At 72.5% G+C, this 13,207-nt stretch carries 11 protein-coding genes; 4 read left to right on the top strand and 7 right to left on the bottom strand.

Annotation, left to right across the window (positions count from 1 at the left end):
* Positions 1-87: 87 nt before the first annotated feature.
* Positions 88-870 (top strand): carboxylesterase, encoded by a 783-nt coding sequence (locus ABH937_RS20295; RefSeq protein ID WP_280686971.1) that lies wholly within the window; start codon positions 88-90, stop codon positions 868-870.
* Positions 871-896: 26 nt separating this feature from the next.
* On the top strand, positions 897-1,415 hold the full coding sequence (locus ABH937_RS20300) for a hypothetical protein (protein WP_370219011.1): 519 nt from the start codon (positions 897-899) through the stop codon (positions 1,413-1,415).
* An 84-nt stretch (positions 1,416-1,499) separates the two neighbouring features.
* Here ABH937_RS20300 and ABH937_RS20305 read toward each other — a convergent pair whose 3' ends face one another.
* The 6 genes from ABH937_RS20305 to ABH937_RS20330 form a co-directional block, all read right to left on the bottom strand.
* Positions 1,500-4,022, bottom strand: a complete 2,523-nt coding sequence (locus ABH937_RS20305) for a collagenase (protein WP_370219012.1) — start codon at positions 4,020-4,022, stop codon at positions 1,500-1,502.
* Between the two features lie 259 nt (positions 4,023-4,281).
* On the bottom strand, positions 4,282-5,028 hold the full coding sequence (locus ABH937_RS20310) for an endonuclease/exonuclease/phosphatase family protein (RefSeq protein ID WP_370219013.1): 747 nt from the start codon (positions 5,026-5,028) through the stop codon (positions 4,282-4,284).
* Positions 5,029-5,164: 136 nt separating this feature from the next.
* A complete protein-coding gene (locus ABH937_RS20315) occupies positions 5,165-6,109 on the bottom strand; it encodes an ROK family glucokinase (RefSeq protein ID WP_280686967.1) in 945 nt (314 codons plus the stop codon).
* A 201-nt stretch (positions 6,110-6,310) separates the two neighbouring features.
* Positions 6,311-6,556 (bottom strand): DUF5304 family protein, encoded by a 246-nt coding sequence (locus ABH937_RS20320; RefSeq protein ID WP_280686966.1) that lies wholly within the window; start codon positions 6,554-6,556, stop codon positions 6,311-6,313.
* A 100-nt stretch (positions 6,557-6,656) separates the two neighbouring features.
* On the bottom strand, positions 6,657-7,829 hold the full coding sequence (locus ABH937_RS20325) for an ArsA family ATPase (protein WP_370219014.1): 1,173 nt from the start codon (positions 7,827-7,829) through the stop codon (positions 6,657-6,659).
* Between the two features lie 12 nt (positions 7,830-7,841).
* On the bottom strand, positions 7,842-8,294 hold the full coding sequence (locus ABH937_RS20330) for an SRPBCC family protein (protein WP_280686965.1): 453 nt from the start codon (positions 8,292-8,294) through the stop codon (positions 7,842-7,844).
* Positions 8,295-8,622: 328 nt separating this feature from the next.
* Here ABH937_RS20330 and ABH937_RS20335 point away from each other — a divergent pair, with 328 nt between their 5' ends.
* Positions 8,623-10,413 (top strand): long-chain fatty acid--CoA ligase, encoded by a 1,791-nt coding sequence (locus tag ABH937_RS20335; protein WP_280686964.1) that lies wholly within the window; start codon positions 8,623-8,625, stop codon positions 10,411-10,413.
* Between the two features lie 81 nt (positions 10,414-10,494).
* Here the strand turns inward: ABH937_RS20335 and ABH937_RS20340 are convergent, their stop codons facing one another.
* The gene (locus ABH937_RS20340) at positions 10,495-11,628 is read right to left on the bottom strand and encodes a glycosyltransferase family 4 protein (RefSeq protein WP_280686963.1); all 1,134 of its coding nucleotides are present in this window, start codon (positions 11,626-11,628) and stop codon (positions 10,495-10,497) included.
* A 178-nt stretch (positions 11,629-11,806) separates the two neighbouring features.
* Between ABH937_RS20340 and ABH937_RS20345 the strand changes: the two genes are divergently transcribed.
* A complete protein-coding gene (locus ABH937_RS20345; protein WP_280686962.1) occupies positions 11,807-13,198 on the top strand; it encodes a glycosyltransferase family 87 protein in 1,392 nt (463 codons plus the stop codon).
* Positions 13,199-13,207 lie beyond the last annotated feature (9 nt).

Raw genomic sequence — 13,207 nt, forward strand, 5'->3', positions numbered from 1 at the left:
TGAAGGTCTGTACGCCCCGCCGACCCCGTGCAACGATGGCCGCGGCCCCTCACCTTCACCGCAGGATTCCCGAAGGAGCTTCCCCGGATGCCGCTGCTGCCCGGTGCCGAGCCCTACCACTACCGCGGCGGCCCGATCGGCGTGCTTCTCTGCCACGGCTTCACCGGCTCCCCGCAGTCGCTGCGCCCCTGGGCCGAGCACCTGGCCGAGGCGGGCCTGACCGTGGCGCTGCCGCTGCTGCCCGGCCACGGCACCCGCTGGCAGGACCTCCAGGTGACCCGCTGGCAGGACTGGTACGCCGAGGTGGCCCGCGAACTGCTGCTGCTCGCCGAGCAGTGCGAGCAGGTCTTCGTCTTCGGCCTCTCGATGGGCTGCTCGCTGGCGCTGCGGCTGGCGGCCGAGCACCCGGCGCTGGTGGCCGGGCTGGTCCTGGTCAACCCCTCGGTGCGCTCGGACAATCCGGCCACCGCGCTGCTCCCGGTGGTCCGTCACCTGCTGCCCAGCCTGCCGGGCATCGCCGGCGACATCGCCCGGCCCGGCGCCACCGAGCTCGGCTACGACCGCGTTCCGCTGGACGCCGCCTGGTCACTGGCCCAGCTCTGGCGCACCGTGCAGCAGGACCTGCCGCGGGTCGGGCAGCCGGTGCTGCTGCTGCGCAGCCCGCAGGACCACGTGGTCTCCCCGGCGAACTCCGCCTTGGTCCGCGCCCGGATATCCTCGGTCGATGTGACGGAGCGGCTGTGCGAGCGCAGCTACCACGTCGCGACCCTGGACCACGACGCCGAACTGATCTTCGAGGAGTCCCTCGGGTTCGTCCGTCGGCTGTCCGGGGTCACGCAGGGCACCGACGCCACCGACCAGCGGGGCTGAGGGCCACCAGGACCGAAGGGCCGGCAGTGCACGAGCACGAGAACAACACGGCGGGCGACGACGAGGACCGCCCCCAGGAGAGCGAGCAGCGCCCCACGCCCGCGCCCGGCAGCCAGGCCGAGCAGGACGCGATCTTCGCCGCCCTGGTCGCGCAGTTCGACGACCCGGTGGACCTGAACCGTCCGGACTGGCCCGAGATCGAGAACCTGCGCGCGAAGAACCCGCCGCCCCCCGCGCCCTCCATCGTCCAGTCCCCGGGCCCGCGCGACTGGGAGGCCGCCGAGGACCCCGACGAGGGCCACTTCGTGCCGCCCGAGCCCCCGCCGCTGCCGACCGGCGACACCACCAGCAGGTTCGCCTGGATCGCCGTCCTCGGTGGTCCGGCGCTGCTCCTCTTCGACGCCCTGGTCTGGCGCCAGGTCTCCGGCTGGCCCGCCTGGGTCGGCCTGACCGCCTTCCTCGGCGGCTTCACCACGCTCGTCGTCCGGATGAAGGACCGCGATCCCGACGAGCCGCACGACCCGCACGGCGGCGCGGTGGTCTGACGCGCCACCGTGGCGCGCCGCGCCCCCGGACCTCGGGTCCCGGGGGCGCGGCGCGCTCATGGTGTTGACACTGCGTCAGATCGGTCAGTAACTCGTCGTCACCGTCGCACCGGTGAAGCCGCTGATCGCCTGCAGGCTGATGTAGTTCGCACCGGCCGGCGGATTGGCGATGGTCAGGGTGTGCGCGCCGGGGCCGGTGGCCGAGGCGCTGTTGCCGGCGGCGGTGGCCCAGCCGGTGCCGGAGTAGTAGAGGTCGGCGGATCCGCTGCCGGGGGTGGTGGTGATGGTCAGGCTGGGGGTCCCGGCGGGGATGTCGAGGTAGAGGTAGCTGGAGTTGCCGGCGTCGGCCGCCAGGCCCGAGCGGGTGCAGTTCCGGCCCAGCTCGCGGGCGTCGGCGCCGGTGCACTCGGGGGCGGCGGCGCTGACCGTGACGGTGCTGGTGGTGGCGGCGGAGGCACCCTGGCTGTCCAGCACGGTGAGGTGCACGGTGTAGACGCCCGGGGTGGTGTAGGTCTTCGTCGGGTTGGCGTCGGTGGAGCCGGTGCCGTCGCCGAAGTCCCAGGTGCGGGCGGTGATCGTGCCGTCGGGAGCGGTGGAGCTGTCGGCGAAGGTCGCCGCCAGGCCGGACGCCTGGGCGGTGAACGCGGCGGTCGGCGGCTGCGGGACGGTGTTGCAGGCGCCGGCGGCGCAGGCGGCCAGCCAGCTGGACCAGTCGGCGTCGTAGCCGGTGCCGATCGAGGTGAGCAGGTTCAACGCGCCCTGGTAGTCACCGGACCGGTAGAACCCGAGCAGCGCGTCGACGTCGGAGCGGTGCCGCTCGAGCATGTAGCGGACCGACAGGTAGCCCCAGGGGTAGACCCGGTCCTCGCCGCTGCTGTAGGTGTTGGCGAAGACGGTGCTCAGCGGGTAGCTGCCCTTGGCGGCGTCGGCCACCGCGTCGGTGTCCACCAGTCCGCGGTAGGTGTAGGAGTCGTACTCGGCCAGGCCCTCGATCCACCAGATGGTGTCGGCGGTGGAGGTGGCGGCGGTGAAGTCGCCGTAGGTGTCGAAGCGGCCGTCCAGGTAGTGGGTGAACTCGTGGTTCAGGTTCCAGATCTGGAAGGTCGGACGCAGCCAGTCCGCCTCGTAGGCGACGAACCGCGGCTGGTTGCCTGCCTGGTTCGGCTCGCCCTCGATGTACTCGCCGCCGTTGTCGGTGCTGACGCCGAAGATCTCGCCGGCGTAGGTCTGGTAGTCGGCGGTGGAGTGGAAGACGTCCACCTCCAGGGTGGTGTTGCCGTCGTCCGCCACCGGACCCGGGTCCTTGATCAGGTTGTGGAAGAACGCGGTCTCCCCGATCAGGCTGTTGCAGGTGGCGTTCAGCTCGTCGGCGGTCAGGTCCTGCGCGACGATCCGCAAGTTCGCATCACAGGTGTAGTTGATCGTCAGGACGGCGGCCTGCAACTTGGCGCCCAGGTCACAGGTGTTGTAGTCGGCGCAGTTGCTCTGGTCGTACTGGTCCGCCTGAGCGGCCACGCCGACCCAGAGCGGGGCGGTCGGGCCGGTCAACGCCGAGTCGGCCAGCAGGCCCTTGAGCAGCGGGCGCACCGTCGGAGCCAGCGTGGCGTCCTGCAGGAAGCGCGCCAACTCGGTGCCGGCGTTGGAGTCCAGGTAGCTCTGGGCACCGCCGAGCAGCGCCAGGTTGCCGGTCGCGAAGGTGTCCAGGGTGGTCAGGATGCTCGGGTCGGCCTCGGTGGCGGCGACGAAGTCCGCGTTCTGGTGGCCGCGGAAGAGCACCGTGTAGACGTTGTTGACGGCCGCCAGCATGCCGGCGGAGCTGTTGTACGTGCTGTTGTAGCCAGTCAACAGCCGCTGCTCGACCGGCAGATAGCGGGCGTTCTGGCCGGCGCTGTCGATCAGCGTGACCGCCTCGGAGAGCACCGCGCCGTTGGCGTCGGTGACGTCCTGGCTGTGCGACGAGGCGTAGAAGGCGTCCAGTGCGGCCTGGATCGCGCTCTGCAGCCCGCTACCGTACGTGCCGACGTCCGCCGCGTCGTTCCACTGGACGTAGTAGCCGGCCCGCAGGTACAGCACCAGCTCCAGTACGTGGGTGCTGTCGTCGCCCGGGTAGCTCGGCGAGGCGGCGGCCAGCGCGTTGGCGACGGTCGTCAGCTGCGACTCCTGGAAGGCCCGGTGGGCCGCGGAGCCGGTGACGGTGAAGAAGGTGTTGACGCAGTCGGAGCCGGCCGCCTCGACCGCCTGGACCAGCGCGTCACCGGTGTTGGCGCTGATCGCGGAGGTGTCACAGGCGGCGGTCGCCGCGCGGGACATCGGGTGCGCCGGCTTGCCGACGTCGCGGTGCAGCGCGGCGTTGTCGGACGGCAACGGCGGCCGGTCCTTGGCGCTCACCCGCTGCGCGTCGTCAGCGGATCGGACGGCGCCGGCGGCCGGCTGCGGAGCCAGGCCGGGCCGGGCGGCCGGCGTCCTGGCGGCGGCCTTGGCCGGCGCGAGGCCGGCGGGTGCGGCATGCGCCTCGCTGGGGGGCGCGGCGAGCCCGAGCCCGGCCGTCAAGGCCAGGGCGGCTATCAGGAGTCGGGGCAACTGCTTCCCGACCGATGTGGCACTCACGTGGGGGTCTCCCGGTGTGGGGGCCGCGCCCTGCGGCACGGCCTTGCGGGGTGAGGACCGTGGCAGGCAATGGGGCATGACGATGCGTCAGAGCTCATCGATGGCACCGGAGTTGAGCGAGTGGGGCCGGCGACCGGGACGAGCTGGACCGTCTGAGCATGCACACGGTGGGGCGTGTGACATGTACCATTGCATACATCACATGGTTCGTGAAGACGTCCGACGCAGAGATGTATGGACAACTCCAGCCGACGGCCTGTCAGGCCGCGCTGGCGCCCGGTACTCGCAGCACCGCCACCACCGGCAGGTGATCGGTGGCCGCCAGCAACTCGGCCAGCGACAGCGGCGGCACCCCGCAGGCGAGCACCTCGATCCCGGGCGAGGCGAAGACGGCGTCCAGCCGCTGCAACGGGTCCCCCGGACGCGAGGTGTACTCGCCGCCCCACGGCGCGGTGGCCCAGCCGTCCTGGTACCGCCCGGCCAGCGCACCCCAACCCGGGTCCTCCGGGTGCTCGTTGAAGTCCCCGGCGATCACCGAGAGTTCGCGGATCGCCGCCTGCTCGTGCAGCAGCTCGAACTGCTGCGCCCGCTCAGGGCCGATGAAGCTCAGGTGACAGCTGGTCAGCGCGAACGGCGCGGACCGGCCGAGCCGCACCACGGCGCCGGCGAAGCCACGCGCGTGCCAGCCGCGGTGCTTGGGGAGCAGCCGGTCGTGCCGGCTCAGCACCTGGACCTCCGGCCGCCCGAGCAGCAGCGGACCGGCCGCGGTGCGACCACCGCCGGAGACGACCACGGTGCCGGTGTGCCGGGCCAGCCAGGCGGCCTGCCCCTCGGGCCGCCAGTAGCGCGGCGACTCCTGCACGCAGACCAGGTCCGGCTCGCAGGCCCGGATCACCCGGGCCAGCGCCCGGCGATCATCGCGCTGCGAGCGGATGTTGTAGCTCAGCACGCGGACCAGTTCGGCACCGTCGGGCTGCGGACCGGAGGGCGGCAGGTCAAGGCTCACCCCGGACACGCTACCGGCTCCGCCGGGGCGGAGCCGGTGCGAACGCGGGGAACCCGACGGAACGTCAGCTGGGAACTCGACGGAACGTCAGCGAGGGACCCGACGGAACGTCAGCAACCGTTCTCAACCCGGGGATTCAGCGAGTACGCGCCAGATCGCCCGCGCCCACGATCCCCGCCGAGGATCCCATCGAGGCCAGCACCACCTCGGCGCGCGGCCGGTGCGCCCCGCCGGTCAGGTACTTCTCGCAGTCCTTGGCCACCGGGTCGAGCAGCAGCCGCCCGGAGTCCGAGACCCCGCCGCCGAGCACGAAGACCCCGGGGTCGAAGAGCGCGGCCAGGTCGGCCATCCCCCGGCCCAGCCAGTCGGCCAACTCGGCGTAGCACTCCAGCGCCAGCGGGTCGCCCTCCTCCGCGGCCTGGGTGATGTGGATGCCCCGCAGGGTCTCGGCGACCCCTTCGTTGAGCTCCAGCATCCGCTTGCCGCGCACCGGGTCCGCCGCCGTCTTCTCCCGGCCGTAGCGGCGCAGCGCCCGCCCGGAGGCGTACTGCTCCCAGCAGCCCTTGCCGCCGCAGCCGCAGAGCAGGCCGTCCGGCACCATGTTGAGGTGGCCGATCTCGCCGGCCACGCCGAACCGGCCGCGGTGCAGCCGCCCGTCCAGCACGATGCCGCCGCCGATCCCGGTGCCGACGGTGATCAGCACCATGTCGGTGTGCTCGGCCGCCGCGCCGAACCGGAACTCGGCCCAGGCCGCGCAGTTGGCGTCGTTCTCCACCACCGTGTCCAGGCCGGTCAGTTCCTCGATCCGGCCGCGCAACGGCTCGTTCTCCCAGTCGATGTTGGGCGCGAAGATCACCGTGGAGCGGTCGCGGTCCACGAAGCCGGGTGCGCCCACGCCCACCGCAGTGACCTCGGCGAACTGCTCCTTGAGCTCGCGCACGGCCTGGGCGATGGCATCGACCGCCCACTGCGGGTCCGCCGGGGTGGGAACCCGGGTCCGGGCCAGGATCTCGCCGTTCTCGTCGACCACGCCGGCCGCGATCTTGGTCCCGCCGACGTCGACGCCGATGGTCAGAGCCATGTGTCCCTCAGTCATTCGCTCGTGCCCGATGGGCGGAACGGTACCCGCCCGGCCGTGCTCCCGTACACACCTGGCCATACATTATCCGAAGACAAGGCGGCGGAAGCCTCGCCGGAAGGCTTCAAAAGTCGTACGATTCGAGGCAGACGGTAGTACCAGCACACCGCTGGGTGACGGGCTCGGGACAGGGCCGTAGAGGCCCTAGTCGTCCAGGTCGATGGGCTCGGAGTCGGCCGGCTCGGGGGCCGACCAGCGGCGCTCGTGCCCGGCCACCGCGGCCCGGTAGGCGGCCAGCAGCTCGGTGCCGGCGGCGGCCAGGTGTCCGAAGACCTCGGGGTTCTCGGCCTTCACCCGACCGAAGATCCGCTCGGCCTGCCCGCCCACCGCGGAGGCCAGTTTGCGCACCTCGTCGACCAGAGGGTTGTCGACAGGATCTGAATTGGTCATGACGCGCGCCTCCCGGTGCCACGGCGGCGGCCGGCGCCTGTGCGGCGCACCCGCCCGATCACTCAGACGCTACCGGGTCGCGCCGCCGAACCGGCAGCGGTCAGCGCTCGCTGGGCCAGAGGTCCGGGTCAGGAGCGAAGCGCAACGTCAACTCCCCGTCGCGCAGCGCCGCCCCGGCCACCGTGCAGCGCCGCAGCGCGCCGGGCAGCGGCAGGATCCGACGGTACGGGCCCAGGCCCACCACCAGCTCGTCGCCGCGCCGCATCAGCTCCAGGTCCGCCCGCTCGGCACCGGGCGCGGCCAGCCGCCAGAACAGCACGCCCTCCTCGGCCAGCCGGTCCTCGGCGGTCCACGGCCAGCGAGCCGGCGACTCGGGGCCATCGCCGTCGCCGTACAGCTGGTCGGCCAACGCCGCCAGGTCCGTCGCCCTCTGATCCGCCGTCAGCAGCGGTACGCCGAGGCCGATCCCGGCCAGCCGCCCGCGTTCGGCCAGGGCCTGCCCGGCCAGCCAGGCATCGGCGGAGTCCGATGCGGCGGCCGGCAGTGCGCGGTGCGCCACCACGGCGTCCAGCCGGTGGCCGAAGAGCGCGAGGCCGGCGGCGGCCCGGCGCAGCCCGGGCACCGAGCAGGAGCCGGCGTCCACGGCGAGGCGCACCGAGGTGTGCGCCGACTCGATCACCGCGCGGGTGGCGGCCAGTTCGCCGGCCACCCAGGCGCGGGCCGAGTAGAGCCAGTCGGCGGGCATCGGCACCCCGGCGAACGCGGCCAGCAGCGGGCGCAGCGCCCGGGCCGCCTGACGCTGCTCGGGCAGCAACCGGGACAGGTAGCGGTCCAGTTGCTCGGGCAGCGCGAGCGCGGCGGTCAGCTCGGCGGGCGGCGGGGCGGCGGCCACCACCAGGTCGTACCGGTCGGCCGGGACCCGCACCGCGCGCAGCAGGGCGAGCTGCCGGGTGCCGGGCAGCGCGGTCAGCTCGTCGTCCTCCAGCGGCTCGACGCCGAGCAGGTCGAAGCCGGCCCGCAGCTTGCCGTCCAGCCCGGCCACCGCGCTGCGGAACGCCTGCTGCTCGTCGATCCGAACGGCCTCCAGCTGTTGCGACACGGGCTGCGCGACGGGGCCCAGCCGCATCGCCAGCGCCTCGTCCACCAGCCGGTGCGGGTCGTCGGCGGCGAGCAGCAGGGTGCGCAGACCGCGTCCGGCGGCGTGCGCGGCGGTCGCGGCCGCCACCACGGGCACCGCGTTCGCGTCGCCGGTGACCAGCACCGTCCGGATCACTGCCGGGCCTGCCTAGCTCGCCGCGCTGCCGGGCTTGGTCTCCACCCGCTTCTTCAGACCGGCCAGCGCCCGGTCGATGATCACCTTCTCGGCCTTGCGCTTGATCATGCCGAGCATCGGGATCTTGACGTCCACCGCGAGCTGGTAGGTGACCTCGGTGCCGCCGGCCGCCGGGGCCAGCGCGTAGGAGCCGTCCAGCGCGCGCAGCATCTGACTCTTCACCAGGGTCCAGGAGACCTCGCGGTCGGCGTCCCAGGTGTAGGCGAGCACGTGCTCGTCGCGGATGGCGCCGGCGTCCAGCAGCAGCCGGACCTGGGTGGCACGGCCGTCCTCGGCGCGGCCGAGCACCTCGACCTCCTTGACCTCACCCGTCCACAGCGGGTACGCCTCGAAGTCGGCGATCACCGCCATCACCTCGGCCGCCGTCGCCTCGATGACGATGCTCGACCTGGTGTGTTCCGCCATGGGTGGGCCTCCGCGTTGTCCCGTGCCACTCGTCAGGTGCGCTCGACAGGTGCGCGCGACAGCCGCGCTCGAAGTCGTTTGGTGCTCTCGACGTCGTCAAGTGCCCTCGAAGGCTATCGCGGCCGCCGGTGCCCTCGGCCCCACGGGGCGCGGGCCGGAGGGCTACCCGCGGGTCACCCGGCGCCTGTCGTAAGGTGCGTCTCGAAACGATCAGTGGCTCACCCGAGTGGTGTGACACTTCGAACAGAGCGGCTGACCCCCCTACCCGAATCCGACTACCGGGCAGTAACGTCCTGCCGTCCCGCAGCGTCGCAGACGAGGAGCAGCAGTGCTCGACTTCAGCCTTCCGGCCCGCTACCAGGTCCCGAGTGGTGGCAACCTCTCGGACCTGGTCCACCAGAACGCCATCGAGCACCCCCGGGTCGCCGTGGTCAGCCGGAAGCTCGAAGGCCGCTGGCAGGAGGTCACCGCCGCCGCGTTCCTCACCGAGGTGCACCGCGCCGCCAAGGGCCTGATCGCGGTCGGGGTCAACCCGGGCGACCGGGTCGCCGTGATGTCGCGCACCCGCTACGAGTGGACGCTGCTGGACTTCGCGATCTGGTCGGCCGGCGCGATCACCGTGCCGGTGTACGAGAGCTCCTCCGCCGAGCAGGTGCAGTGGATCCTCGGCGACTCGGGCGCCGTCGCGCTGGTCACCGAGACCGACAGCCACGCCGCGGTGGTCGACTCGGTCCGCGACCAGCTGCCCGACCTGAAGCACACCTGGCAGATCGAGCGCGGCGCGCTCGCCGAGCTGGCCGCCGCGGGCAGCACCGTGTCGGACGCGACGGTGACCGAGCGCCGGTCCATCCCGACCGAGGACTCGATCGCCACCATCGTCTACACCTCGGGCACCACCGGCCGTCCGAAGGGCTGCCAGCTGACCCACGGCAACTTCCTGGCCGAGCTGGGCAATGTGACGGCCCGCCTGCCGGAGCTGTTCCGCACCGGCGAGAGCTCGGTGCTGCTCTTCCTGCCGCTGGCCCACGTGCTGGGCCGGATCGCCGAGATCGCCGCCGCGATCGCCCCGATCAAGCTGGGCCACGTCTCGGACATCAAGGACGTCACCGCCGAACTGGCCTCGTTCCGCCCGACCCTGATCCTGGGCGTGCCGCGGGTCTTCGAGAAGGTCTACAACACCGCCCGGGCCAAGGCCCAGGCGGACGGCAAGGGCAAGATCTTCGACCAGGCCGCCGCGACCGCGATCGCCTACAGCAGAGCGCAGGACCAGGGCGGCCCCGGCCTGCTGTTGAAGCTCAAGCACACGGTCTTCGACAAGCTGGTCTACAGCAAGCTGCGCGCCGCGCTCGGCGGCCGGGCCACCCACGCGATCTCCGGCGGCGCGCCGCTGGGCGAGCGGCTGGGCCACTTCTACCGCGGCATCGGCTTCACCGTGCTGGAGGGTTACGGCCTGACCGAGACCTGCGCGGCCACCGCCTTCAACCCGGACGACCGGCCGAAGATCGGCACGGTCGGCCAGCCGCTGCCCGGCTCGTCGGTGCGGATCGCCGAGGACGGCGAGGTGCTGCTGAAGGGCCCGCAGGTCTTCACCGGCTACTGGAACAACCCGACCGCGACCGCCGAGGCGCTGCGGGACGGCTGGTTCGCCACCGGCGACCTCGGCAGCCTGGACGAGGACGGCTACCTGACCATCACGGGCCGCAAGAAGGAGCTCATCGTCACCGCCGGCGGCAAGAACGTCGCCCCCGCGGTGATCGAGGACCGGATCCGCGCGCACCCGCTGATCGGCGAGGTGATGGTGGTCGGCGACCGCAGGCCGTTCATCGCCTGCCTGGTCACCATCGACGAGGAGTTCCTGCCCAGGTGGCTGGAGCTGAACAACCGCCAACCCGCCACCCTGGCCGAGCTGGTGGACGACCCGCAGCTGCTGGCCGCCGTCCAGGAGGCGGTGGACGAGGGCAACAAGGCGGTCTCGCACGCCGAGGCGGTGAAGAAGTTCCGGATCCTGCAGACCGACTTCTCCGAGGCCAACGGCTACCTGACGCCCTCGCTCAAGCTCAAGCGGAACGTGGTGCTGAAGGACTTCGCCGGCGAGATCGAAGCCCTCTACCAGCGCTGAGCTGGTCAGCGCTGATCGGCCCAACGCCGGTCGGCCCAACTCCGGTCGGCACAACGCCGGTCGACACAGTGCCGGCGCTGCTCAGCTCAGCAGGCCGGTCAGGCGCTGGGCCAGCAGGTCCCAGCGCCAGGCGTCCTCCACCCAGCGCCGCCCGGCCGCGCCGAGCTCGCGGCGCAGCGCCTCGTCGCCGAGCAGCCGGGTGATCCGCTCGGCGACCGCGCCGGGCGAGCCGCCGGGCACCACGTAGCCGGTCTCGCCCTCCAGCACCGCGTCCGGCGCGCCCCCGGAGTCGCCCGCCACCACCGGCAGCCCGGTGGCCGAGGCCTCCAGGTAGACGATGCCGAGCCCCTCCACGTCCAGCCCGCCGCGCCTGGTCCGGCAGGGCATCGCGAAGACGTCCCCGGCCCCGTAGTGGGCCGGCAGCTCGGCCCACGGCACCTCGCCGGTGAACCGCACCGAGGCGGCCACGCCCTTGGCGTCGGCGAGCCGGCGCAGGTCCGCCAGGTAGGGCCCACCACCGACGATCAGCAGCACCGTGTCCGGCTGGGCGGCCAGGATCCGCGGCAGCGCGGCGATCAGGGTGTCCTGCCCCTTGCGCGGCACCAGCCGGGAGACGCAGACCACCACCGGACGGTCCGTCAGCCCGAGCCTGGCCCGCACCTCGGCGCCGCCCGACTCCGGATGGAAGGTCTTCTCGTCCACCCCCGGCGGCAGTTGGACCATCCGCGCGGCCGGGCCCGGGCCCACGGCCCCGGCGATCCGCGAGCGGGTGTACTCGCCGAGGTAGGTGAGCGTGTCGGTGCCCTCGCCGATCCGCCGCAGCAACTGGCGGGCGGCCGGCAGCTGGGCCCAGGCGGCCTCGTGGCCGTGCGTCATGCCGAGCAGCCGGCGCGCGCCGGCGCGGCGCAGCGCGGGTGCCATCAGGCCCAGCGGCGCGGCCGCGCCGAACCAGACGGTGTCGCACCCCTCGGCCCGGAGCAGTTCGGCGGCGCGCCTGGTGACCCGGGGCGTGGGCAGCAGCATCGTGCTCCGATCCCGGATCACCGGGAACGGCTGCTCGGCGTCGAACCGGGCGACCTCCCGGCCGTCCCGCCAGGATGAGGCATACACCACAATGTCACCGGCCGGCTGGCGGATCGCCATGTTGTGGACGAAGGCCTGGATTCCGCCTGGGCGCGGGGGAAAGTCATTGGTCACCACAAGGGTCTTCGGCATACTGTCCACGGCTCGCTCGGTCGGGGGGTGCTCGGTTCACCGCTCGCTGATCCGTACCATAGGTCACCATGCCGATTCGGCGGGAACGGATGAAGGGTCCGGAACCGTTTCCCCCGTGGCTCTGTCCTAGTCGACACGGGTTCAGGCGGGTGCGCGCAGCTAACGAGGGAGCACAGTGGTGTTGGCCAACGACGGCCCGGCCGACCAGAACGGCAGCAGCGGCGGGGGGCTCGCCCTGGCGACGCCCCCGAATCCGGGTGCGACCGCGGTGACGCCCGCTGCGCCCTCGCGCGGCGCGGGCTGGCGGGTCGGCGGCACCTGGCTGCTGACCCGGATCCTGCTGGTCCTGATGGTCACCGGTGTCCTCAAGATAGCGCCGCTGGACGTGACCACCGACGTCTCGGTGATCTACCACAGCTGGTTCAGGGTGCTGCAGACCGGCACCTTCCCGATGGACGACGTCACCTGGCAGTACCCGCCGGGCGCCGCGCTGGTGATCCTGGCCCCCGGCCTGCTGCCCTGGTCCTACCTGACCTCCTTCTTCGTGCTCTGCGGGGTCTTCGACACCCTGGCGATCGGCATGCTGCTGCGCTCCGGGCTGCGCCGGGGGCGCAGCCTCGCGGGGGCCTGGATCTGGGTGATCGGGGTCCCGCTGCTCGGTCCGACCGTCTACTGCCGCTACGACATCCTGGTCACCGCGATGGCCGTGACCGGCCTGCTGGTGGTGCTGCGCCGGCCGGTGCTGGGCGGCATCCTGCTGGGCGTCGGCGGCCTGATGAAGCTCTGGCCGCTGCTCGGCCTGGCCGGCACCCCGCGCGGCCGGCGGACCCGGCGGTCCTGGACGGCGGCGGTGGGCGCGGTGGCCACCCTCTCGTTCCTGCTGGCCGCGGGGATGAACGGGGCCTTCCAGTTCCTCACCTTCCAGGCCGACCGCGGCATCGAGGTGGAGTCACTGGGCGCGCTGCCGATGCACTTCGCCAAGCTGTTCGGCGCCTGGCACGGCTCGGTGACGATGAACTACGGCTCGGTGGAGTTCCTCGGCCCCTGGGTGCCGGTGATCTCCAAGCTCGCGATGGGCGCCACCGTGGCCGGCTTCGCCTGGCTGCTCTACTGGCGGCTGCGGGCCCGCCGCTGGCAGCCCTCCACCACGTATGACGCGGCCCTGGCGACACTGCTGATCTTCACCGTGACCAGCCGCGTGATCAGCCCGCAGTACATGGTGTGGCTGGTCGGCCTGGCGGCCGTCTGCCTGACCGTGCGCGGCACCAGCCAGCGCCCGGTGGCCGTGATGATCCTGGTGGCGACGGTGCTGACCACACTGGAGTTCCCGATGAACTTCGGCCAGGTGGTCAACAGCATGCCCTGGGGCGTCACCATCCTGGCCTCCCGCAACCTGACCCTGCTGGCCGCCACCATCCTCTCCTGCCGCCGGCTGTGGCGTTCCACCCAGGGCCCGGCACCGGTCGCCGTCGAGCAGACCGAGGAGCCGGCCGAGCCGGAGCCCACCTACCCGGTGCGCCCGGGGATCGCCTACGAGCAGAGCCTGTTGGACGACATCCAGCACGGCTGATGGACCGTC

The sequence above is a fragment of the Kitasatospora sp. GAS1066B genome (genome assembly GCF_041262605.1).
Classification (GTDB): domain Bacteria; phylum Actinomycetota; class Actinomycetes; order Streptomycetales; family Streptomycetaceae; genus Kitasatospora.

Excerpts from the sequence above, each read along its gene's own strand:
- ABH937_RS20295 (WP_280686971.1), top strand. The coding sequence starts at position 88 with ATGCCGCTGCTGCCCGGTGCCGAGCCCTACCACTACCGCGGCGGCCCG.
- ABH937_RS20315 (WP_280686967.1), bottom strand. The coding sequence starts at position 6,109 with ATGGCTCTGACCATCGGCGTCGACGTCGGCGGGACCAAGATCGCGGCC.
- ABH937_RS20320 (WP_280686966.1), bottom strand. The coding sequence starts at position 6,556 with ATGACCAATTCAGATCCTGTCGACAACCCTCTGGTCGACGAGGTGCGC.
- ABH937_RS20330 (WP_280686965.1), bottom strand. The coding sequence starts at position 8,294 with ATGGCGGAACACACCAGGTCGAGCATCGTCATCGAGGCGACGGCGGCC.
- ABH937_RS20340 (WP_280686963.1), bottom strand. The coding sequence starts at position 11,628 with ATGCCGAAGACCCTTGTGGTGACCAATGACTTTCCCCCGCGCCCAGGC.